At 72.9% G+C, this 23241-nt stretch carries 16 protein-coding genes and 1 pseudogene; 12 read left to right on the plus strand and 5 right to left on the minus strand.

Annotated features, from left to right (window positions below; all coding sequences use genetic code 11):
• Positions 1-19 precede the first annotated feature (19 nt).
• Positions 20-760: an aspartate/glutamate racemase family protein gene (locus BJ961_RS14090; protein WP_271413151.1), complete on the plus strand. Its 741-nt coding sequence runs from the start codon at positions 20-22 to the stop codon at positions 758-760.
• Positions 761-1389: 629 nt separating this feature from the next.
• Here the strand turns inward: BJ961_RS14090 and gndA are convergent.
• Positions 1390-2829, minus strand: coding sequence for an NADP-dependent phosphogluconate dehydrogenase (gene gndA / locus BJ961_RS14095; RefSeq protein WP_271413152.1), 1440 nt, complete (start codon positions 2827-2829; stop codon positions 1390-1392).
• Positions 2830-3216: 387 nt separating this feature from the next.
• Here gndA and BJ961_RS14100 point away from each other — a divergent pair, with 387 nt between their 5' ends.
• Positions 3217-4506: a transglycosylase family protein gene (locus BJ961_RS14100; protein WP_271413153.1), complete on the plus strand. Its 1290-nt coding sequence runs from the start codon at positions 3217-3219 to the stop codon at positions 4504-4506.
• Here the strand turns inward: BJ961_RS14100 and BJ961_RS14105 are convergent.
• Positions 4496-5731 carry a DMT family transporter gene (locus BJ961_RS14105; RefSeq protein WP_271413154.1) on the minus strand — a complete coding sequence of 412 codons (1236 nt, stop codon included), beginning with the start codon at positions 5729-5731 and terminating at the stop codon, positions 4496-4498. The genes BJ961_RS14100 and BJ961_RS14105 overlap by 11 nt on opposite strands.
• Before the next feature lie 228 nt (positions 5732-5959).
• On the opposite strand from BJ961_RS14105, the gene BJ961_RS14110 reads away from it, so the two are divergent.
• The 7 genes from BJ961_RS14110 to BJ961_RS14140 all read left to right on the plus strand — a co-directional run bounded on the left by BJ961_RS14110 (position 5960) and on the right by BJ961_RS14140 (position 17549).
• Positions 5960-6757 (plus strand): (2Fe-2S)-binding protein, encoded by a 798-nt coding sequence (locus tag BJ961_RS14110; protein ID WP_271413155.1) that lies wholly within the window; start codon positions 5960-5962, stop codon positions 6755-6757.
• Between the two features lie 37 nt (positions 6758-6794).
• A complete protein-coding gene (glgA, locus tag BJ961_RS14115; RefSeq protein ID WP_271413156.1) occupies positions 6795-7967 on the plus strand; it encodes a glycogen synthase in 1173 nt (390 codons plus the stop codon).
• A 47-nt stretch (positions 7968-8014) separates the two neighbouring features.
• A complete protein-coding gene (gene glgC / locus BJ961_RS14120; RefSeq protein ID WP_271413157.1) occupies positions 8015-9235 on the plus strand; it encodes a glucose-1-phosphate adenylyltransferase in 1221 nt (406 codons plus the stop codon).
• 178 nt (positions 9236-9413) lie between these two features.
• The gene (locus BJ961_RS14125) at positions 9414-12032 is read left to right on the plus strand and encodes a PA14 domain-containing protein (RefSeq protein ID WP_271413158.1); all 2619 of its coding nucleotides are present in this window, start codon (positions 9414-9416) and stop codon (positions 12030-12032) included.
• 58 nt (positions 12033-12090) lie between these two features.
• Positions 12091-14409 carry a GH92 family glycosyl hydrolase gene (locus BJ961_RS14130; protein WP_271413159.1) on the plus strand — a complete coding sequence of 773 codons (2319 nt, stop codon included), beginning with the start codon at positions 12091-12093 and terminating at the stop codon, positions 14407-14409.
• 160 nt (positions 14410-14569) lie between these two features.
• Complete coding sequence (locus BJ961_RS14135; protein WP_271413160.1) at positions 14570-15928, plus strand: wax ester/triacylglycerol synthase family O-acyltransferase; 1359 nt, start codon at positions 14570-14572, stop codon at positions 15926-15928.
• Between the two features lie 103 nt (positions 15929-16031).
• Entirely contained in the window at positions 16032-17549 is a 1518-nt protein-coding gene (locus tag BJ961_RS14140; protein WP_271413161.1) for an SDR family NAD(P)-dependent oxidoreductase, read from the plus strand.
• A 38-nt stretch (positions 17550-17587) separates the two neighbouring features.
• Here the strand turns inward: BJ961_RS14140 and BJ961_RS14145 are convergent.
• Positions 17588-18027: pseudogene (locus tag BJ961_RS14145) on the minus strand (hypothetical protein).
• Positions 18028-18495: 468 nt separating this feature from the next.
• Here BJ961_RS14145 and BJ961_RS14150 point away from each other — a divergent pair.
• Together BJ961_RS14150 and BJ961_RS14155 are read left to right on the plus strand one after the other, a co-directional pair.
• Positions 18496-18669, plus strand: a complete 174-nt coding sequence (locus BJ961_RS14150) for a hypothetical protein (protein WP_271413162.1) — start codon at positions 18496-18498, stop codon at positions 18667-18669.
• 43 nt (positions 18670-18712) lie between these two features.
• Positions 18713-19195, plus strand: coding sequence for a GNAT family N-acetyltransferase (locus tag BJ961_RS14155; RefSeq protein ID WP_271413163.1), 483 nt, complete (start codon positions 18713-18715; stop codon positions 19193-19195).
• 24 nt (positions 19196-19219) lie between these two features.
• Here the strand turns inward: BJ961_RS14155 and BJ961_RS14160 are convergent, their stop codons facing one another.
• Positions 19220-20563 (minus strand): amidase, encoded by a 1344-nt coding sequence (locus tag BJ961_RS14160; protein WP_271413164.1) that lies wholly within the window; start codon positions 20561-20563, stop codon positions 19220-19222.
• A gap of 123 nt (positions 20564-20686) precedes the next feature.
• The gene (locus BJ961_RS14165; RefSeq protein WP_271413165.1) at positions 20687-21733 is read right to left on the minus strand and encodes a LacI family DNA-binding transcriptional regulator; all 1047 of its coding nucleotides are present in this window, start codon (positions 21731-21733) and stop codon (positions 20687-20689) included.
• Positions 21734-21950: 217 nt separating this feature from the next.
• On the opposite strand from BJ961_RS14165, the gene BJ961_RS14170 reads away from it, so the two are divergent.
• Positions 21951-23240 carry an ABC transporter substrate-binding protein gene (locus tag BJ961_RS14170; RefSeq protein WP_271413166.1) on the plus strand — a complete coding sequence of 430 codons (1290 nt, stop codon included), beginning with the start codon at positions 21951-21953 and terminating at the stop codon, positions 23238-23240.
• Position 23241 lies beyond the last annotated feature (1 nt).

Below are 23241 nucleotides of genomic sequence, written 5' to 3' on the forward strand. Positions count from 1 at the left end.
CGGCAGGGGGACGACGCGCGTGCTGGCGCTGCTGCACACCTCGCCCGTTCACGTTCCGGTCTTCGACGCGCTGCGTGACGAGGCGCATCCGGGGCTGGAACTGCGGCACCACGTCGACGCGGAGTTGCTGGAGAAGGCCCGGCGCGACGGGCCCGCGGCGGTGACCGGCGCCGTCGTGGCCGTGCTGCGGCGGGCGGTGGCGGAGGGGGCGCGAGCCGTCCTGTGCACCTGCTCGACCATCGGCGGCGTCGCCGAGGCGGCCACCGCCGAGGTCGGAGTGCCGGTCCTGCGTGTCGACCGGCCGATGGCCGCCCGGGCGGTCGCCGCCGGGCCGCGCGTCGTGGTCCTCGCCGCGCTGGAGAGCACCCTCGCCCCGACGGCCGCACTGATCGAGGAGGAGGCCCGGCGCGCGGGCCGTCCCGTGGAGGTGCGGTCACACCTGGTGGACGGCGCCTGGCGGCGGTTCGAGGCCGGTGACGTCGAGGGGTACCTGAGACGGGTGGCCGACGCGGCCGACGCGGTGACCGGCGCCGACGTCATCGTTCTGGCGCAGGCATCCATGGCGCCGGCCCGGGAGTCGACGAAGGTCCGGGTCCCTGTGCTGGCCAGCCCGGCGCCCGGGCTGGCCGCCGGGGCGGTCGCGGCGCGCGCGGGCCATCAGGGCCTGCTCGGCCATCCGGGCCTGCTTGGTCCTCCGGGCCCGCTCGGCCGTTCGGGTTCCCTCGCCCGCCCGGGTTCCGGGGATCGTGCGGGGGAGTGAGTGGGGACGCGGCCGTCGGGTAGGTGGGGGACAAGTCCAGAGCCGACGTCGACCGACTGGCCGGAGGACAGCGCCATGACGAACCCGCAACCGGATCCCGTGCCACCCGGGCCCACCCCAGGACCCGCTCCGGGGCCGGACCCGGAACCCCCGCAGCCGCAGCCGGACCCGGTGACACCGCCGGTCCCCGGCCCGGAACCCACCCCTCCGCCTCCCGGACCCGGCCCGGGGCCCGCGCCGCAGCCGACCCCCCAGCCTCCCGGCCCAGGTCCGCAGCCCACCCCACCGCCCCCGGGGCCCGGTCCTCAACCGCCGCCCGACCCTCCGGGGCCGCCCGGACCCGCACCGTCACCGATCCCGCCGGGGCCCGAGCCGGTGCCCAGCCCGGAGCCGGGGCCACCCCTCACCTGAGCGACGTGCGAGGTGCGGCGACGTGCGGCGGGGTGCGTGGGACGTGCGAAGGGAGGCGCAGGGCGGGGCGGTCGACGCGGATCAGCAGCAGTAGGGCACACGGGTGCGGCGGGCGCCTCCAGTGACGGGCGGCCCACCGCCGCCGCCGATCCCACGGTCCCGCCGATCTCGCGGTCGTACCGCTCCCGTCGGCCCCACCGCCTCCGGACTACGCCGTACTACGCCGTGACCTCCGACCGGTCCCCGCCCCACAGCGTGTGGAACGCGCCGTCCCGGTCCGTCCTGCGGTACGTGTGCGCGCCGAAGAAGTCCCGCTGCCCCTGCGTCAGTGCGGCCGGGAGCCGCTCGGCGCGCAGGGCGTCGTAGTAGGCGAGGGCGGCGGCGAAGCCCGGCGTCGGTACGCCCTGCCGGGTCGCGGCGACCAGGACCTCGCGCCAGTCGTCCTGCGCGGCGGCGATCTCCTGGGCGAAGGTCTCGTCCGACAGCAGGCTCGGCAGGTCCGGCCGGGCGTCGTACGCGGCGCGGATGCGGTCCAGGAAGGCGGCGCGGATGATGCAGCCCCCGCGCCAGATCGCGGAGACCGCGCCGAGGTCGATGTCCCAGTCGTACTCCTCGCTGCCCGCCGCGATCTCGTGGAAGCCCTGCGTGTACGACACGATCTTCGACGCGTACAGCGCCTGCTCGACGCGGTCGGCGAAGGCGGCCGCCTCCGACTCGCCGAGCGGGGACGCCTTCGGGCCCGCCAGGCCGCGCGAGGCGTCACGCAGCGCCGCGTGACCGGACAGGGAGCGCGCGAAGACGGCCTCCGCGATGCCCGACACCGGCACGCCCAGGTCCAGGGCGATCTGCACCGTCCAGCGGCCGGTGCCCTTCTGCTCCGCCTGGTCGACCACCACGTCCACGAACGGCTCGCCCGTCGCCGCGTCCACGTGCGACAGGACCTCGGCCGTGATCTCGATCAGGTACGAGTCCAGGCGGCCGGTGTTCCAGGTGCGGAAGATCTCGGCGATCTGCGCGGGGGAGTACCCGGCGACGTCGCGCAGCAGCTGGTACGCCTCGCCGATCAGCTGCATGTCGGCGTACTCGATGCCGTTGTGCACCATCTTCACGAAGTGTCCGGCGCCGTCCGGACCGACGTGCGTCACACAGGGCGCCTCGTCCGCCGCCTTCGCCGAGATCTTCTCCAGCATCGGGCCGAGCGACTCGTACGACTCCTTCGAGCCGCCGGGCATGATGCTCGGGCCGTTCAGCGCGCCCTCCTCGCCGCCCGAGATGCCGGTGCCCACGAAGTGGATGCCCTGCTCGCGCAGTTCGCGCTCCCGGCGCCGGGTGTCCGCGAAGTGCGCGTTGCCACCGTCGATGATCATGTCGCCGGGCTCCAGGAGCGGGGCGAACTCCCGGATCACCGCGTCGGTCGGGTCGCCGGCCTTCACCATGATCACCAGGCGTCGGGGCCGTTCCAGTGCCGCCACGAACTCCTTGGCGGTCTCGGTCGCGACGAAGTCGCCCTCGCCGCCGAACTCCTCCACCAGTGCGTGCGTACGCGACGCGGTCCTGTTGTGCACCGCGACCGTGTAGCCGTTGCGGGCGAAGTTGCGGGCGAGGTTGCGGCCCATGACCGCGAGACCCGTGACGCCGATCTGCGCTGTAGTGCTCATTGGGTTGGCTCCTAGTGACCTTGGTGTCCGTGGTGCCTGTGTCGTCCGTGGTGCCAGTATTCGTGGTGCCGTGGTGCCGTGGCCGTGGTGGGGATGGTGGCCGGGGTGGCCGGGGTGTCCTTTGTCCGTGTGGCCGGTGCTGGCCAGTATCGCCGGTTTCGCCGCTCGACCATGCTGACGTGCCGGTACGCCGGTCGCACTTTGTGCTCCCGGGGCTCCAGTACGGGCGGGAGGGGCCCGGTGCCTCAGCGGGCGCACGCCCCATCCGGCCAACGGCCGCTCCTTACCGGCCAGTCGGCGTGTCCAACCGGCCGGTTGCCGTCTTGTCATGGCCAGTTCGCGGCGCTTACTTTTGCCCCTCCTGACGCAATGTCGAGGGGGACCTCCATGGCCGTACGCGGCCGGCACCGCCGGTATCAGCCGAACAGGATCAACCGCGCCTCACTGACCGTCACCGCGGGCAGCGCGGGCCTGGCCCTCCCACTCATCGGCACCGGCACGGCCCACGCCGCCGACGTGGAGACCTGGGACAAGGTCGCCGCCTGCGAGTCCACCGACGACTGGGACATCAACACCGGCAACGGCTACTACGGTGGGCTGCAGTTCACCCAGACCACCTGGGAGGCCTTCGGCGGCACCCGGTACGCTCCGCGCGCCGACCTGGCCACCAAGGACCAGCAGATCGCCGTCGCCGAGAAGGTACTCGACGGACAGGGCCCCGGCGCCTGGCCGGTGTGCTCGCAGCGGGCCGGACTGACCCGGGGCGGCGACACGCCCGACATCCGGCCGGCCGGGGGGACGGGGCAGGCGAAGGGCACCGGGCAGACCCGCGAGAAGTCCGCGAAGAAGCCGGTGAAGAAGTCCGACCCGGTCAAGGACGTCCGCCCCCAGACGACACCGCAGTCCCGGGCGGGCACGGCCCGGATGTACACCGTGGTCACCGGCGACACCCTCTCCGGCATCGCCGACGCCCACCAGGTCCCGGGCGGCTGGCAGCGCCTGTACGAGGCCAACCGCCAAGCGGTCGGATCGGACCCCGATCTGATCCTGCCCGGCCAGGACCTGTCCCTGCGCGGCGAGGGCGCCACCACGGCGCCCCGTACGGAAGCGCCCAAGCGGCAGAAGCCGGCCGAGCAGCCCCAGCAGCGGAAACAGGCCCCGCAGCAGAAGCAGCCGAAGGCGCCGAAGAAGTCGGCCCCCGCCGACGGCGGCAAGGCCAAGGACGGGGCCAAGGCCAAGGAGGAGGCGAAGGCCGGCAAAGCCACCACCCACCAAGCCGTCGTGGCCCCCGTCGACGCCGCCACCGGCACGCCGTACCACAAGGCGGGCTCGTCCTGGTCGAAGGGCTACCACACCGGCGTCGACTTCCCCGTCCCCACCGGTACCTCCGTCAAGTCGATCGCGGCCGGCCGGGTCGTCAGCGCGGGGTGGGGCGGCTCGTACGGCTACCAGGTGGTGGTCCGGCACGGCGACGGCCGCTTCTCCCAGTACGCCCACCTCTCCGCGATCTCCGTCAAGGACGGACAGTCGGTGGGTGTCGGCCAGCGTCTCGGGCGCTCCGGTTCCACGGGCAACGTGACGGGCCCGCATCTGCACTTCGAGGTGCGGACGGGGCCCGGCTTCGGTTCGGACGTGGACCCACTGGCGTACCTGCGGGCCGGTGGCGTCAGGATCTGATCCGGACCCGCCGGCGGCCGAACACGGGCGGTGGGACGAACGGTCCGCCGTAGAAGGGGCCGTAGGAGAGCGGCAGATCGTCGCTCTCCGCCCGCTCCGGGGCGTCGTACGCCACCTCGGCGGCAGCGGTGTCCGAACCAGGCGGTGCCACCGGCGAGGGCACGAAGACCTTGTCGGACAGCCGGACCACCGGGGCCCCGCGTCGCCCCTGGTCCTCGCCCGCGGTCCCACTCCCGCTCCCGTTCTCACTCCCGCTCCCGTCCGGGAACCGATTCTCCTCGACCGGTACGTCCGCGAACGCCGGACCGACCGTCGCCGTAGCCTCCGCCCCGGCCGCCGTCGCGACCGCCGCCGGGATCGCGGCCTCGGCCGCCCCGACGGAGTCCTCGGTGGCCTCCCGCGCGATCCGCTCCGTCGTCAGCAGGATCAGTCCTCCCGCCGCCACCACGGCGCAGCCCAGGGCGAGCACGGTACCGGTCGTGCCGTACCGGAACGTCTCGCCGAACATCGTGATGCCGACGACGGCGGCGACCACCGGATTGACGACGGTCAGCGTGGCCAGCGGGGCGGCGAGACCCGCGCCCCGGTAGGAGGCCTGGGACAGCAGCATGCCGGCCGTGGCGAGCACGCCGATCACGGCCAGCGACGGCAGGTCGGCGGCGGAGACCCCGCCGGTCCAGTCGACGGCGACCGTCTTGGTGAAGACCGAGGACATGCCGAAAGCTATGCCGGACGCGGTGGCCAGCAGGATGCTGCGGACCGCCGGGTGCCGGTGCGCGGCCCGCCCGGCGATCATCAGCGCCAGGACCACCCCACCGGTGACCAGGGCCGCCCCGACGCGCTGCGCCGTGCCCAGGGACTGCGCGTCGGACGCGCCCACCAGGGACAGCAGACCGGCGAGACCGACCGTCGCCATCAGCGCGCCCCGCCACGCCGTCGCCCCGGCCCTGCGGCCGACGAAGAACGCCGCCATGGGCAGCGCGAACACGATGGTGAGCGCTCCGAGCGGCTGCACCAGGCTCAGCGGGCCGAGGGCGAGCGCGACCACGTGCAGCAGACCGCCGAGGCCGTTGAGCGCGACCGCCGCCCACCAGCCCGGCCGGCGCAGCGGAGCGTACTGGGCACCCGGTGACGACGCCGCGACCTGCTCCTGCACGATCGCTCCGCCCGCGTACGCCACGGCGGACACGAGCGACAGCAGCACGGACAACGCGAGGGCGCTCATCGGCTGGTCCTCTGCGTGGGGCGGGGGCACGGGGCCCGGCGCGGCGAACGGTCGTCATCCATGAACAACACGATGCCGTCTCAGGGTCTTCCCGTCGTCGTCCCTGAGCATTCTTCGGGTCCTACTACCGATGGAGTACGAGAGCGCCGCCGTCCTCCCCAGGGTGGGCGACTCGCGACCCGGGACCCCCGACTCAGCCCCTCAACCGCCTTGATACTACTGCTCTCCGTGGACCTCGACCCCGCCCTCGCCGCACTCCGCCCGCTCGGCGGCTTCTCCGTCCTGCACACCTCGCGGCTGCCGTCGCCGCCCCGGCGAGGGGCCGCCTTCACGCCTCTCGCACACGTGTACACACCTGCATCCGTGGAAGGGGTGCCGGACGTTCACGTTCCGGTCGAGCGGGACCCGCTGGGCTTCCGCGTACGGAAGGTCGCCGCGGCGCTCGGCGCCCCCGAGGCCCGGGTCGCGGCCTCCGTGGCCCAGCAGGGGCTGGCGGCACGCCTCTGGTCGGTGACGCTGGCGTGCGCCGCCCTGTACGGCCGGGTGCCCGACCTCGCCCCGGAGCTGCTGCGCTGGGACCCCGACGCCGGCGCCCCCGACGACCTGTGGCTCGCCGAGGTGCGCCCCCTGCCGGGCGACACGGCCACCGTCGCGGACGTCGTGCTCACCGCCCACCTGGCGCCCCTGACGGCCGCCGTGCACACCCGGTACGGCGTGGCGACCGGTCTGCTGTGGGGCAACGCGGCCTCGGCCCTGGCCGGCGCCGGCCGGGAACTGGACCGCCGGGCCCGCCGCGACGGCCGCACGGACACCGCCGCCCACGCCCGGTCGCTGACCGCCGGCCTGCTCGCGCACCCCCTGCTCGCCGCGACCGGCGACCTCACCGCCACCCCCGCCGGGATCTCCTTCCGGCGCCGCAGCTGCTGCCTGTACTACCGGGTGCCCGGGGCCGGGGTCTGCGGCGACTGCTGCTTCTCGCGGCCGCCGGGGCCCCCGCGCTCTTCCCCGGGGGCCCGGTCTGGGTGACCATGAGGGAACCAGCCGCCGAGACGGGAGGTTCCGGGTGCGCGTGGGACTGCTGACGCGTGAGTTCCCGCCGGACGTGTACGGGGGTGCCGGTGTCCACGTCGAGTTCCTCGCCCGGGAACTCGCCCGCCTCGTCGACCTGGACGTGCACAGCTGGGGCGAGGGCCGCGGCGACGGTGTGCTGCGCCACCGCCCGTGGTCCGCGCTCGACGGCGCCAACGACGCGCTGCGCACCTTCTCCGTGGACCTCGCCATGACCGCCGCCCTCGAAGGCCGCGAACTGGTGCACTCCCACACCTGGTACGCCAACCTCGGCGGCCACCTCGCCAAACTCCTGTACGGCGTCCCGCACGTGATGACCGCGCACTCCCTGGAGCCCCTGCGCCCCTGGAAGGCCGAGCAGCTCGGCGGCGGTTACACCCTGTCCGGCTGGGCCGAGCGCACCGCGGCCGAGGCGGCCGACGCGGTGATCGCCGTCTCGGGCGCCATGCGCGAGGACGTCCTCGGCTGCTACCCGGCCCTCGACGCCTCCAGGGTCCACGTCGTGCACAACGGCATCGACACCGGCCTCTACCGGCCCGACCCCGGCACGGACGCGCTGGACCGGATCGGCCTGGACCGCTCCCGCCCGTACGTCCTGTTCGTCGGCCGCATCACCCGTCAGAAGGGTGTGCCCCATCTGCTGCGCGCGGTACGGGAGATCGACCCGGCCGCACAGGTCGTCCTGTGCGCGGGCGCCCCTGACACCCCCGAGATCGACCGGGAGTTCCGCGACCTCTTCGCCGGGCTGAGCCGCGCCCGCGAGGGAGTGCACTGGATCCCGCGCATGCTGCCGCGCCCGGAGGTGATCCAACTCCTGACCCACGCCGCCGTCTTCGTCTGCCCCTCCGTGTACGAACCCCTCGGCATCGTCAACCTGGAGGCGATGGCCTGCGGCACCCCCGTCGTGGCCTCCCGGGTCGGCGGCATCCCCGAGGTCGTGGCCGACGGCGAAACGGGGGTACTCGTGACCAGGGACAGCGTCGGGAGCGGCGGGGACGAGGACTTCGAGGCCGGTCTCGCGCACGCGCTGGACTCCGTCCTCGGCGACCCGGAGGGCGCCCGGCGGATGGGCGAGGCGGGCCGGGCGCGCGCGGTGGAGGAGTTCGGCTGGGACGCGGTCGCGCGCCGCACCGTCCGGCTCTACGAGGAGATCCTCAAGCAGGCTTGAGCCGCCCCGCCCCGGGGTGGCCGAGGACGAGGGTGAGGGGAGCGGCCATGCGTCGTGGAGGTCCTTCGGTGCTCGGCATCGTGCTGGCGGGCGGAGAGGGCAAGCGCCTGATGCCCCTGACCGCGGACCGCGCCAAACCCGCGGTCACCTTCGGCGGCACCTACCGGCTGGTCGACTTCGTGCTGTCCAACCTGGTCAACGGCGACATCCTGCGCATCTGCGTCCTCACCCAGTACAAGTCGCACTCCCTGGACCGGCACATCACCACCACCTGGCGGATGTCCAGCCTGCTCGGCAACTACGTCACCCCCGTCCCCGCCCAACAGCGCCTCGGCCCGCGCTGGTTCCTCGGCAGCGCCGACGCGATCCTGCAGTCACTGAACCTGGTGTACGACGAACAGCCCGAGTACGTCGCCGTCTTCGGCGCCGACCACGTGTACCGGATGGACCCGCGCCAGATGCTCGCCCAGCACATCGAGTCCGGCGCGGGCGTCACCGTCGCGGGGATACGCGTCCCGCGCGCCGAGTCGCCGTCCTTCGGCGTCATCACCCCCGGCTCCGACGGGCAGACCGTCACCGGCTTCCTGGAGAAGCCCGCCGACCCTCCCGGCCTCGCCGACGACCCCGGGTGCGTCTTCGCCTCGATGGGCAACTACGTCTTCACCACCAAGGCCCTCGTCGAGGCGCTGCACCGGGACGCCGAGGACGAGAACTCCGTGCACGACATGGGCGGTTCGATCCTGCCCCAGCTCACCGAGCGGGGCGAGGCCGCGCTGTACGACTTCAGCGCCAACCACGTGCCGGGGGAGACCTCCCGGGACCAGGGCTACTGGCGGGACGTGGGCACGCTGGACGCCTACTACGACGCGCACATGGACCTGATCGCCGAGCGGCCGGCGTTCAACCTCTCCAACCGGGACTGGCCGGTCTACACCCACTCCACCCAGCTCTCGCCCGCCCGCTTCAACGGGGGTGGCATCGCGGGCGAGTCGATCGTCAGCGCGGGCTGCCTGATCCGGGGGCAGGTCACCCGGTCGGTGCTCTCGCCGGGCGTGGTGGTCGACCCGGGCGCGGTCGTGCAGGGCTCGGTGCTGCACGACAACGTGCACATCGGCCGGGGCGCGGTGGTGCGCGGGGCGGTGCTGGACAAGAACGTTCAGGTGCCGCCGGGCGCGACGATCGGCGTCAACCCGCAGCGGGACGGCGAGTTGTACACCGTCTCCAAGGGCGGCGTGATCGCGCTGGGCAAGGAGCAGCGGGTGCCGTGACGGACGGACGACGGCCCCGGGGCGGCGCGTGGCGCGGGTGCAACCCGGGGCCGTTGTCATGTCCCTGGACGTCAAGCGGAATCCGTGTTGTCATGCCTCTGCACATCCGCCGTTACATCGATGTATGACATCGATGTCCTGAGCCATCAGCCACCACCCGTTCTCGAGGAGAGGGTCAGTGCGCACCAAACGACTCAGAGACAGACTCGCGCTGCTGCTAGCCGCCGCACTCGGCGTCGCGGGCCTCGCCGCCGTCCCGGCGGCGAACGCGGCCGACGACAACGACACCGCGGAGATCCACGGCCTGAAGGGCGAGTACTACACCCAGTCCGCCCCCGGCGCCTTCGACTTCCACGAACTCAAGGCCACCGGCTTCGACCCGCAGCTCGACTTCAACACCCTGGAGCCGAGACTCGCCTTCGCCACCGGCCAGTCGGACGACGTGAACGTCCGCTGGACCGGCAAGCTCGTCCCGGAGAAGAGCGGCGCCCACACCTTCTCGATCACCGGCGACAACGGCTTCCGCCTCTGGGTCGGCGGACAGCTCGCCATCGACCACTGGGTCGACGACTGGGACCGCGAACAGACCTCCCAGCCCGTCGAGCTGACGGCCGGCCAGTCCTACGACATCAAGCTGGAGTACTTCGAGCACTACGGCGGCTCCAACCTCCACCTGCGCTGGACCGAGCCCGGCGGCGGCAAGGAGGCGATCCCGCAGTCGGCGTTCCGCCTGCCCGACGGCTTCGACTACAACGGCGCGACGGCGACCACCGTCCAGTCCACCGGCCGCACCCTCAAGCTGGACTTCGCGAGCCCCCTGGCCGCGGCCCCGGCCGGTCTCACCGACCACCTCGAAGCGGTGATCGGCGGAGCCACCTGGCCGCTCGGCGAGACCAGGGTCGACCCCGCCGACCCCAGCGCCCTGCTCGTCGCCCTCGACCAGCCCGTCGTCGGCAACAAGGACGGTGACGCCCCCGGCACCGCCGACGTCCGCTACGACGGCGAGGGCGGCCTCACCGACGCCCAGGGCAACGTTGTCAACGCCTTCTGGAGCAGCGGCGGCAACCAGTCCACATACGAGCTGCGCACCGACTGGGCCGACGAGGTCGGGCCGGACAACGCCCTGCCCGAGTACCCGCGCCCGCAGTTGACGCGCGACGACTGGCGGAACCTCAACGGCCGCTGGCAGTTCGCCGCCGCCGAGGACGGCGAGCAGCCGCCGGTCGGCAAGAACCTGAAGGAGCGCATCCTCGTCCCGTACCCGGTGGAGTCCCAGCTCTCCGGCATCCAGCGGCACGAGGACCGCATGTGGTACCGCCGCACCTTCACCGTGCCCCGCGACTGGCACATCGGGTCCGCCCAGCGGCTGAAGCTGAACTTCGGCGCCGTCGACTGGCAGTCCGAGGTGTACGTCAACGGCGTCAAGGTCGCCGACCACAAGGGCGGTTACGACAAGTTCAGCGCCGACGTCACCGACGCCCTCAAGCCGGGCCGCACCCAGGAGCTGATCGTCGGCGTCTACGACCCGACCGACGCGGCCAACGGCGAGAACCCGCCGCTCGGCAAGCAGCGCCTGGACCCGAGCGGCATCTGGTACACGCCCAGTTCCGGCATCTGGCAGACCGTCTGGATGGAGCCGGTCGCCCGGGACCACGTGGACTCGCTGAAGCTCACCCCGCACGTCGACGGCGCGGCGAGCACCCTGACCGTCGAGCCGAAGGGCGTGCGCGACGGCGTACGCGTCAAGGCCACGGCGTACGCCGGGCACCGCAAGGTCGCCACCGTCAGCGGACGCACCGGCGAGCCGCTGACCCTGAAGATCCGGGACCCGCGCCTGTGGTCGCCCGACGACCCGTTCCTGTACGACCTGAAGGTCACCGTCGGACACGACCGGGTCGAGAGCTACTTCGGGATGCGCTCCATCGCCGTCGAGAAGGTGAACGGCGTCCCGCGCACCATGCTCAACGGGAAGCCGACCTTCCTGATGGCCACCCTCGACCAGGGCTTCTGGCCCGACGGACTGCACACCGCGCCCACCGACGAAGCCCTCGCGTACGACCTGAAGCTGCACAAGCAGCTCGGCTTCAACTCGGTGCGCAAGCACATCAAGGTCGAGCCCGACCGCTGGTTCTACTGGGCCGACAGGCTGGGCCTGATGGTGTGGCAGGACATGCCCGCGATGACCGCCGGGAAGAACCCGTCCACCGCCGCCCGCGCCGAGTACGAGCGCGAGATGAAGGAGATGATCGACGAACACGTCAGCCATCCGTCGATCATCATGTGGGTCACCTTCAACGAGGGCTGGGGCCAGTACGACATCGGCCGCGTCGCCGCGCAGGCCAAGGCCTGGGACCCGACCCGGCTCGTCAACAACCAGTCCGGCCTGAACCTCGGGGCCGACGGCGGCGCCGGCGACATCATGGACGAGCACGGCTACCCGAGCCCCGCGCTGCCGCCCTCCCCGGACGGCGAACGGGCCCTGGTCACGGGTGAGTACGGCGGCCTCGGCCTGGCGGTGCCCGGCCACGCCTGGTCCGTGCAGCAGTCGTACGTCGACGTCGACCCGCAGACGTACACCGACGACTACCTCACCAAGCTCGACGAGGTGCGCGCCCTGGTCTGCCGGGGCAGCAACGGCGCCGTCTACACCCAGATCTCGGACGTCGAAGGCGAGCTGAACGGCCTGACGACGTACGACCGCAAGGTGCTCAAGCCGGACGTCGAACGGGTCAAGGCCGCCCAGGAGGCCCTCATCCACGACGCGTCCCGGCCCACCCCGGCGGGCTGCACCGCCTGATCACCCTCACTCAACGAACGACCGCACGACACCGCAGGCCTTCCGGAGGTCACCGCACATGAGAGGCACCCGGCGTCTGCGGCTGTGCGTGGCCGGGGTGGTGGCAGCGTCCGCGCTGCTCACCGCCCCGGCGGCGCAGGCCGCCCCGACGACCGCCCCGCACCTGACCGACCTCGTGAACCCGTTCATCGGGACGGAGAACGAGGGCAACACCTACCCCGGCGCCGCCGTGCCCTTCGGCATGGTGCAGTTCTCGCCGGACACCGGCCACAACACCGGCTACGACCACTCCGACACCCGCATCCGCGGCTTCTCCCTGGTCCACCTCTCCGGCGTCGGCTGCGGCCTCGGCGGCGACCTGCCGGTCCTGCCGACCACCGGGGACGTCACCGAGACGGACTACGCGAAGTACGCCGCCTCCTTCAGCCACGACGACGAGGAGGCGAGCCCCGGCTACTACCGCGTCGGTCTCGACTCCGGCGTCGACGCGGAACTGACCGCCACCGAGCGCACCGGCGTGCAGCGCTACACCTTCCCGGCCACCGACAAGGCCAACGTCCTGCTCAACGCCGGCCAGTCGCTGCACAGGAACATCTCCACCAAGGTCGAGGTCCTCGACAGCCGCACCGTGCGCACCGCGATCACCGGCAGCGGCTTCTGCCAGGACACGAAGCCCTACACCGTCTACACGATCACGCGCTTCGACCGGCCCTTCGCCTCCTACGGCACCTGGGACGACGGCACCGTGACCGCGGGCGCGAAGACCGGCGCCGGCGGCGCCTACGTCCGGTTCGACACCACGAAGGACCGCACCGTCGAGGCCACCACCGCCCTGTCCTACGTGGACGCGCGCGGCGCCGCGCTCAACCTGCGCGCCGAGGGCGGGCACGCCTTCGACTCCGTACGCCGGGGCGCACAGCGCACCTGGGAGAAGCGGCTGGACGACGTCCGGGTCCGGGGCGGCGACGACACCCTGCGCCGCACCTTCTACTCGTCCCTGTACCGGTCCTTCCTCGCCCCCAACGTCGGCAGCGACGTCGACGGCCGCTACACCGGCTGGGACCAGGAGATCCACCGCGCCAAGGGCTTCACGTACTACCAGAACTGGTCGCTGTGGGACACCTACCGCACCCAGTCCCAGCTCCTGTCCCTGCTCGCGCCCCGCGAGGCCCGGGACATGGCGATCTCCGTCATCAAGATCGACGAGGAGAGCGGCTGGCTGCCCAAGTGGGGCTACGGCACCGTCGAGACCAACATCATGACGGGCGACCCGGTGACCCCCTTCCTCACCAACGCCTACCAGCAGGGCCTGCTGCACGGCTGGGAGGAGCGGGCCTACCGGGCGCTGAAGAAGAACGCCGACGGCGTCCCGCCCGCCGACTCGCCCGCCGTCGGCCGGGAGGCCAACCGCGAGTACCTCGCCGACGGCTTCGCGCCCTACGTCAAGGGCCGCCCGCACGCCAAGCCCGGCGACTCCGACTACGACCACGGCGCCTCCGCCACCCTGGAGTACGCCCTGTCCGACGCCGTGCTCTCCCGCATGGCCCGCGACCTCGGCCACGACGCGGACGCGAAGCGGTACGCGGAGCGCGCCCAGAGCTACCGCAACGTCTTCGACCCCTCCACCGGCTTCTTCCGCGCCCGTGACGCAGAGGGCGCCTTCACCGGCCCGGCCGACCCGGCGCAGAGCGAGGGCTTCCACGAGGGCACCTCCTGGCAGTACCAGTGGCTGGTGCCGCAGGACCTGCCCGGCATGATCGACCTCATCGGCGGCACCGGGGCCGCGACCGACCGGCTCGACTCCTTCTTCGCCTACGACCAGCTGCTCGCGGACCCGGCGAGGACCGCCCGCGAGGTGTGGGTGAACGGGCCGTACGACTACTACAACGCCGACAAGTACAACCCGCAGAACGAACCCGACCTCATCGCCCCGTACACCTACCTGTCGACCGGGCAGCCGTGGAAGACGACCGACGTGGTGCACGCGGCGCTCACCCTGTTCACGGACACGCCGACCGGTATGACCGGCAACGACGACCTCGGGACCATGTCCGCCTGGAACGTGCTGTCCTCGATCGGGATCTTCCCGATCCAGCCCGGATACGACACCTGGGGCCTGTCCACCCCGGTCTTCGACCGTGTCGACCTCACCCTCGACCGGCGCTACTACCCGCGCGGCGCCCTGACGATCACCGCGCCCGGCACCTCGGACTCCGACCGGTACATCCAGTCGGCCCGCACCGACGGATCGGCCTACGCCCGGACCTGGCTGACGACGGACGCCCTGCGCTCCGCGCGGTCGCTCGCGTTCACGGTCGGCCCGCAGCCGTCCGGGTGGGGAACCTCGGCGGAGGCGGTGCCGCCGCCGCTGACCTGAGCCGGTGGAAGCGCAGGCGCCCCATGAGTCGCCCCGTCCCGTCCCCGCCCGACGGGGGCGGGACGGGGCGGGTCTTCGACCTCGTGTTGACCGAGCGTAACGTGACCGTACTTGACCGTAATCGGCGGAGAGCGATTGACTGCTTGTCCATCCGTCGTCCATGCGAGGCAGCACCTTGACTCCTCCCGATCCGCTCGCTCCCCTCGACCTGGCGTTCTGGAACATTGAGTCCCCCGAGCACCCCATGCACCTCGGCGCCCTCGGCGTCTTCGAGGCCGCCTCGCCCACCGCCGGCGCCCTCGCGGCGGACCTGCTCGCGGCCCGCGCGCCCGCGGTGCCCGGACTGCGGATGCGGATCCGGGACGTCTGGCAGCCCCCGCCGGCCCTGCGGGCGCCCCTCTCGTTCGGCGGCGCGACCCGCGAACCCGACCCTCGCTTCGACCCGCTCGACCACGTCCGGCTGCACGCCCCGACCACGGACTTCCACGCCCGGGCCGGCCGTCTCATGGAACAGCCCCTGGACCGCGACCGGCCGCCGTGGGAGGCGCACGTGCTGCCGGGAGCGGACGGCGGCTCCTTCGCCGTGCTGTTCAAGTTCCACCACGCCCTGGCCGACGGACTGCGCGCCCTGACCCTCGCCGCCGGGATCCTCGACCCGATGGACCTCCCCGCGCCCCGGCCCCGCCCCGCACAGCCCGCGCGCGGGCTCCTGCCCGACGTGCGCACGCTGCCCGGCAGGCTCCGCGACGCCCTGTCGGACGTGGGCCGCGCCCTGGACATCGGCGCGGCGGCGGCCCTGTCCACGCTGGACGTGCGCTCCTGCGCCGCGCTCACCGCCGAGCCCTCCGGCACCCGCCGGATCGCGGGCGTGGCCGTCGACCTCGACGACGTGCACCACGTCCGCAAGACCACCGGCGGCACCGTCAACGACGTACTGATCGCGGTCGTCGCCGGCGGCCTGCGCCGCTGGCTGGACGAGCGCGGCGACGGCAGCGAGGGCGTCGCACCCCGCGCGCTGATCCCCGTTGCCAAACGCCGTGGGCGCACCGCCCACCCGCAGGGCAACCGGCTCTCCGGGTACCTGCTGCGGCTGCCGGTCGGCGACCCGGACCCCCTCTCCCGGCTCGGCACGGTCCGCGGCGCCATGGACCGCAACAAGGACGCCGGACCGGGGCGCGGCGCCGGAGCGGTCGCCCTGCTCGCCGACCACGTGCCGGCGCTCGGCCACCGGCTCGGCGGGCCGCTGGTCTCCGGGGCCGCCCGGCTCTGGTTCGACGTCCTCGTCACCAGCGTGCCCCTGCCGAGCCTCGGCCTGCGGCTCGGCGGACACCCGCTCAACGAGGTCTACCCGCTGGCGCCGCTGGCCCGCGGCCACTCGCTGGCGGTGGCCGTCTCGACGTACCGCGGACAGGTCCACTACGGCCTGGTGGCCGACGCGAAGGCGGTGCCCGACCTCGACCGGTTGGCCCGGGCGCTGGCCGAGGAGGTGGAGACGTTGCTCACGGCCTGCCGTCCCTGACCCCGTCCGGTTTGGATCCGGGCGCCGCGCTGAATAAAATCCGCTGTTCGACAGCGGTCGCCTCCCGGAGCGCCGCGACGGTGACCAGGGAACGGCAGCGGCGATGACGGTGACACAGGACGGCTCGGCGACCACGGACGAGGCGCCCGCGAACGGGCTGACCGCCTCCGCCCACGGGCCCGGCATCGACCCGGAGCGGCTCGCCGTCTGCCTGGACGTGCTGGAGGAACTCGACGGAATCGACGTCGACCACCCCGACGCGATCCGGGTCCGCCGCGCCACCTCGCACATCTACCGCATGGTCAAGCAGCGCCGCCGCCAGGAGCGCCGGGCCGCCAAGACCGCCCACGACAAGGCGGTCACCGAGGCCACCGCCACCGGCTCCGCCGAGCGCATCGACGACGAGACCGAGGGCCTGCTGCCCTCCTCCCGCACCGAGCAGGGCACGATCGCGGGGATACTCCAGCGCCCCCGCTCCTGCTACATCTGCAAGCAGCGCTACACCGAGGTCGACTACTTCTACCACCAGCTCTGCCAGGACTGCGCCGCCGAGAACCGGGCCCGCCGCGACGCCCGCGCCGACCTCACCGGCAAGCGCGCGCTGCTCACCGGCGGCCGGGCCAAGATCGGCATGTACATCGCGCTGAGGCTGCTGCGCGACGGCGCGCACACCACGATCACCACCCGCTTCCCCAAGGACGCCATCCGCCGCTTCAAGGCCATGGACGACTCCGCGGACTGGATGCACCGCCTGGAGGTCGTCGGCATCGACCTGCGCGACCCCGCCCAGGCCGTGGCCCTCGCCGAGCAGGTCACCGAGCAGGGGCCGCTCGACATCCTGATCAACAACGCCACCCAGACCGTGCGCCGCCTGCCCTCCGCGTACGCCGCGCTGGTCGAGGGCGAGAGCGCCCCGCTGCCCGCCGGGGAACTGCCCGCCCACCACGTCATCGGCGCCTTCAACTCCGGCGCGGTCGACGGCCTGGCCGCGCTGCCGCTGGGCGCCTCGGGGCTCGACGCGCAGAAGGTGGCCGACCTCGCCCTGGTCGCCGGCAACGCCAGCGTGGTGCGGCACCGGGAGGGCACCGCCATCGACGCGGGCGGCCTGGTCCCCGACGTGGTCGACTCCAACACGTGGGTGCAGACCATCGAGCAGATCACCCCGGTGGAACTGCTCGAGACCCAGCTGTGCAACTACACGTCGCCGTTCATCCTCATCAGCGCGCTGCGCCCGTCGATGGCCGAGGCCGCGCGCCAGGCGCCCGCGGGCCGCGCCTACGTCGTCAACGTCTCGGCGATGGAGGGCGTGTTCGCCCGCGGCTACAAGGGCGCGGGCCACCCGAACACCAACGCGGCCAAGGCGGCCATGAACATGGTGACCCGGACCAGCGGACAGGAGATGTTCGACACCGACCGGATCCTGATGACCTCCGTCGACACCGGCTGGATCACCGACGAGCGCCCCCACTACGACAAGCTGCGGCTGGCCGACGCCGGCTTCCACGCCCCGCTCGACCTGATCGACGGAGCCGCCCGCGTCTACGACCCCATCGTGCGCGGCGAGGCGGGCGAGGACCTGTACGGCGTCTTCCTGAAGGACTACGCGCCCGGCAAGTGGTGACGGGACCTCAGTCCGGGGAGCCCGGCCGGTAGTCGCGCTCAGTCCACGAGGCCCAGCCGGGAGTTCCGCGCCGCCGTCAGTTCCAGCACCGTGCGCCAGTCCTCCAGGACCCCGGCGTCGAAGACGGCGGTGCGGGCCTCCTCGTCGGCCTGCCGCAGGCTGGTCAGGTCGTCGTCGTGGGCCCAGGCCTCGGGGCGGTCCTGCCGGCGCAACAGGCGGGCGACCCGCGCGCCGAGCAGGGGTCGCACCGCGTCGGCGGTCCGGGCGGCCGGGCCGTCCGGCCACAGCAGCCGGCCCACGGGGAGACCAGGCCGGCGACCTGGAGCTCCTTGTCGGCGGGCCGGCGCCGGCGCAGCAGCGCGGCCGTCCGCAGCGCGTGCCCGTGCGGGTCCCGGGGGCCACCGCCCGTCTCCGCGGCCCGCTCGCCCCGGCAGGCGTACAGCAGGTCCATCAGCTCCTCGACGCTGCGCAGTTCCATGCCTCGGTCCTCCCACGAGACAGCCGTTGCCGACGGGCAGCAGACCATGGCGAGCTTGCGCGGCGGCCAACGGGAACTGAACTGCGCCTCCGCCACCGCCGGGATTCGCAAGTGCGGTCGCCGATATAGGCCGAACGGGTGAGTTGTGCACGGTGCGGAAGCGAAGGAACCGGGGCACACTGGGGTCAACTGCGCGCGGGGCGAAGGGCAATGGTTCTCCCATCTTTTGAGCCCCATAGAGCGCACCCCCGCTCATTTGGTTAACCTGGAGCGGACGGGCGGCAGCACCGGGCACCACCCACACCCAACGCCCGTCATGGGGCAAGCCGGTTCACCACGGCCTGCTCCCGCACGCGTGACCGACGCCACCGCGTCCGAGCGGCTACTCACACTCGAGCGGGCGTCTTGTGCCGTACAGGAGACTGGCTCACAGGCCCCGAGGGTGACCCGACACATAAGGAGTGCGCGGTGACACCGGAGACGACGAACACGGAACAGCCCCCCGAAGAACGCACCGGGCGTGCGCGACGCAGGCCCGGGGAGATCGGCAGCCTCGACGTGTGGGCGCGGTCCGCCCCGATCCGCCTCGCGGGCTACGAGGAGGACCTCGCCGAACCCCACATCCTGCCCAGCGTGGACTGAACGGCGCCACCGTCCGGGGCATGGGCGTGCGACACTCACGCCCATGCTGATCAGGGAAGCCACGGCCGGGGACTGGCCGCACATCTGGCCCTTCTGGCACCGCGTCGTCGCGGCCGGCGAGACCTACGCCTGGGACCCGGACACCTCCGAGGAGGACGCCCGGGCCCTGTGGACGAACCCCGCCAAGCGTGTCTACGTCGCCGAGGACGAGACCGGTGCCGTCGTCGGCTCCGCCTACGTCACCCCCAACTACGGGGGGCCCGCCGCGGGCATCGCCAACGCCGGCTTCATGGTCGACCCCGACCGGGCCGGCCGCGGCACCGGACGGGCCCTGGCCGAACACGTCCTGGCCGCCGCGAAGGCCGACGGGTACCGGGGCATGGTCTTCAACGCCGTCGTCGAGACCAACCCGGCCGTGCGGCTGTGGACCTCCCTCGGCTTCACGATCCTCGGCACGGTGCCGGACGCCTTCGACCACCCGCGACACGGCCGGGTCGGGCTGCACATCATGCACCGCGCCCTGTAGGTCCGCTCGCTCCAGCAGGCCCGCTCACCGCGAGGGAGCCGTCCGCCGCCAGGGCCGCAGCGCCTCGATCCGCTCCGCCAGCTCCAGCAGCGCCGCCTCCGAACCCGGCCGGCCCACCAGCTGCACGGCGCAGGGGGCGCCCGAGTCCAGCGTGCCGGACGGCACCGACATCGCGGGCCAGCCGGTCAGGTTCCACGGCGGCGTGAACGGCGAGTACACCGAGTTCGCCACCACGTTGCGCAGCCAGCCCCGTTCGTGCCAGGGGCCCGCCTTGGGGGAGCGGCGGGCCAGCGCCGGGGTGAGCAGGACGTCGTACTCGGCGAAGAACGGCTCCAGGCGGCCGCGCAGCCGCTCCCGGTCCTCGCCGCCCGCCACCCTGCCGACGAAGCGCCGCCCGAGGGCCGCGTGCACCCGGGTACGCCGGGTCAGCAGCCGCCGGTCCAGGCCCCGCGCGTCCACCGACGTACCGGCCGTCCAGTGGGTGAGGGCGGTCACGCCCAGCGACGCCGGGTAGGGCGGGTCCGCCCGCCGCACCTGGTGCCCCGCCCTCATCAGCACCCCGGCCGCCTCGCGCACGGCGTGCGCGTACGGGCGGGAGACGGTGACCCCGGCCAGCGGGCTGCGCAGCGAGACGGCCACGCGCAGGGCGCCCGCATCGTCGTGCTCCGGCGGTGCCTGGCCGGCGAGGACGGTGAGCAGCAGGCGGGCGTCGGCGACCGTCGTGGCCAGCGGCCCGTTCTCGGACATGCCGAACCAGTCGCCCTCGCCGATACCGGCCGGCACGACGCCGTGGCCCGGCTTGAGGGTCACCAGACCGCAGTTGGCCGCGGGGATGCGCAGCGAGCCCATGCCGTCGTTGCCGAGTGCGACCGGGACCATCCCGGCGGCGACCGCGGCCGCGCTGCCGCCCGACGAACCGCCCGCCGTGCGCGCCGGGTCCCACGGGTTGCGGGCCGTGCCGAGCACCCCCTCGGTGGTGCCGAACACACACAGCTCCGGCACGTTCGTCAGCCCCACCACCACCGCGCCGGCCGCCCGCAGCCGGGCCACGGTGACATGGTCGGCGCCCGCGGGCTTGTGCGGCGTGGCGGCCGAACCGACCCGGGTGGACTCCCCGCGCACCGCGAGATTGTCCTTGACCGCCACCGGCACCCCGGCCAGCGGCAGTTCGCCCAGATCGCCGCGGGCTCCCACCTCCTCCGCCTCGGCGAGCGCCGCCTCGGCCCGTACCGCGCGGAAGGCGCCGACACGGTCGTCGAGACGCCCGATCCCGGCCAGGTGCTCCGCCACCACCTCGCGGGGAGCGACCCGCTTCTCGCGGACGGCGGCGGCGATCTCGACGGCGGTCCGGCCGGCCCAGTCGGTCACGGAAGGCTCCCAGGGGGTGGAGGGGACGGAAATCGGGATTACTCACGAGTACGCAGGACAGCACTCTGCCCCTCCCCGGCGTCCACGTCGAGAGCGCGGCCCGCCCCGCCTCCCGCCCCCGGGTCAGGCGGACCGGGCCGGCCCCGTGCTGTCCCGCTCGATCAGTCTCGGCACCGGCACCCGCACCGTGCGTGCCGGGCCGCCGTCGAGCAGCGCGGTCAGCTCCGTCGCCGCCGTGCGGCCGAACTCCACACTGTCCCGTGACAGCGCGGACAGCCACGGCCTGACGATGCGGCACAGCGCCGAGTCCTCCCAGGCGACCACGGACACGTCCGCCGGCACCCCGAACCCGAGTCCGGCCGCGGCGGCGACCCCGGCGACGGCCATCACGTCGTTGTCGTAGATCAGGGCGGTCGGGGGCGCGGGCGCCTCCAGCAGACGGCGGGTGACCGCCGCGCCCTGGGCGTCGGAGTAGTCGGTGGTCACCGACTTGACCTCGCCGAGTCCGCGCCGACCCGCCTCGGCACGCAGGGCGCGGATGCGGCGCTCGGTGTGGGCGAGGTCCGGCAGTCCGGCGACGTGCACGATCCGCCGGTGGCCGAGCGCGTGCAGCCCGTCCACCAGCGCGGCCATCGCGCCCGCGTCGTCCGCCCACACCGTCGACAGCCCCGGGTGGCGTTCGTCCGGCGCACCGCCGATCACCACGGCGGGCAGACCGAGTTCGTCCAGCAGGTCCGGGCGCGGATCGTCGGTGCGCGGATCGACCACCAGCACGCCGTCCACCCGGTGCTCCGCCCACCAGCGCCGGTAGACCGCGCACTCGTCGTCCACGTCCCGCGCCACCTGGAACAGCAGCCCCAGATGACGCCGTGCCAGCACCTCCTGGATGCCGGAGACCAGTTGCAGGAAGAACGAGTCCACGCCGAGCGTGTGCGCGGGCCGCGCCAGGACGAAGCCGACCGTCGCCGCGCCCTCCCCGGACAGCGCCCGCGCCGCCGTGCTGGGCCGCCAGCCGAGCTGCTCGGCCACCCGGCGCACCCGGTCCCGGGTGATCTCGGAGACCCCCGGCCGGTCGTTCAGCGCGAACGACACCGCGCTCTCGGAGACCCCGGCCCGGCGCGCGATGTCCTTCATCGTCGGCCGGCGCGCGGCGGGCCGCTTGGCCGGCATGCGCACTCCTCACTTCGATGCATGCGCTAAAGCGCTTGAGTGGAAAGATCCTAAAGCGCATTAGTGATACGTGGCAAGTGGCTGTCCATACGGCTCTGACGTGCACTAATGCTGTTGGTGGGACTTTAGTTGACGGCAATCCATTGACTTTCCGAACAATCGCCGTGCATGGTCGCTGGCATCCCACCGCCGACGTCCTCCAGGGAGACGTGTCACCGTGCCCATCTCGCGCAGAACATTCGCCGCCGCCGTCGCCGCCCTCGTCCTGCCGCTCAGCGCCTGCGGCTCCGGGGACGACGGCGGCGGCTCGACCGACGCCTCGGGCAAGGTCGAGGGCGACATCACCTTCCAGACCTGGAACCTGCGGGCCAACTTCAAGGACTACTTCGAGGGCCTGATCGCCGACTTCGAGAAGAAGTACCCCGGCACCCACGTCAAGTGGGTCGACCAGCCCGGCGAGGGCTACGCTGACAAGATCAGCGCCGACGCCGCCGGCGGCACCCTGCCCGACGTCGTCAACGTCTCCCCGGACCTCGTCGCCCCGCTCGCCGGGGCGGGCCTCGCCCTCGACCTGGAGAAGGCGGCCGGCCAGTACGAGAAGGAGTACCTGGAGGGGGCCTGGGCCAGCCACCGGATACCGGGCACGGACGGCACGTACGCCTTCCCCTGGTACCTCAACACCGGCCCGCTCTTCTACAACAAGTCCCTCTTCGAGAAGGCCGGCCTCGACCCCGAGCAGCCGCCGAAGACCTACGACGAGGTCTTCGACGCCGCGCTGAGGATCGCCGACAAGACCGGCGGCGAGGTCGCCACGCTCGCCAACGTGCCCACCATCGAGGACTTCGGCCGCTACGGCGTCCCGCTCATGGACGAGGAGGGCACCGCCTTCGCGTTCAACGACGCCAAGGGCGTCGAACTCCTCACCCACTACAAGGAGCTGTACGACGCCAAGGCCCTCGACCCGCAGGCGCTGACCGCCACCCCCGAGTCCTCGGGGAAGAAGTTCCTCACAGGCGCCGTCGCCATGAACCCGGGCAGCGCCCTCGACCTCGCCAACTTCAAGAAGCAGGCGCCGAACCTGTACGAGAACATCGGCATCACCGACCAGATCACCAGCACCGGCCACGTCAACATGTACGTCATGGGCCTGATGGTGAACGCGCGGAGCGAGCGCAAGCCCGCCGCGGTCGCCTTCGCGCACTACGTCACCGACGCGGCCCACCAGATGTCGTTCGCCAAGCAGGTCGCCATCTTCCCGAGCACCGCCGGTTCGCTGGACGACCCGTACTTCACCAAGGAGGACGGCACCGACGAGACCCGCGTCCGGGTCGCCGCCGCCAAGTCGCTGAAGACGGCCGTCAACTACACGCCCGTGCTGTTCAGCGAGCAGATGAAGACCGAGCTGCGCAACGAGGTCGCCAAGGCGCTCCAGGGCAAGCAGAGCCCGAAGGAAGCCCTCGACAATGCTGTCAAGGCGTGCGACCGGCTCCTCCAGCAGCAGGGCTGAG

Source organism: Streptomyces lienomycini, from assembly GCF_027947595.1.
Taxonomy (GTDB): domain Bacteria; phylum Actinomycetota; class Actinomycetes; order Streptomycetales; family Streptomycetaceae; genus Streptomyces; species Streptomyces lienomycini.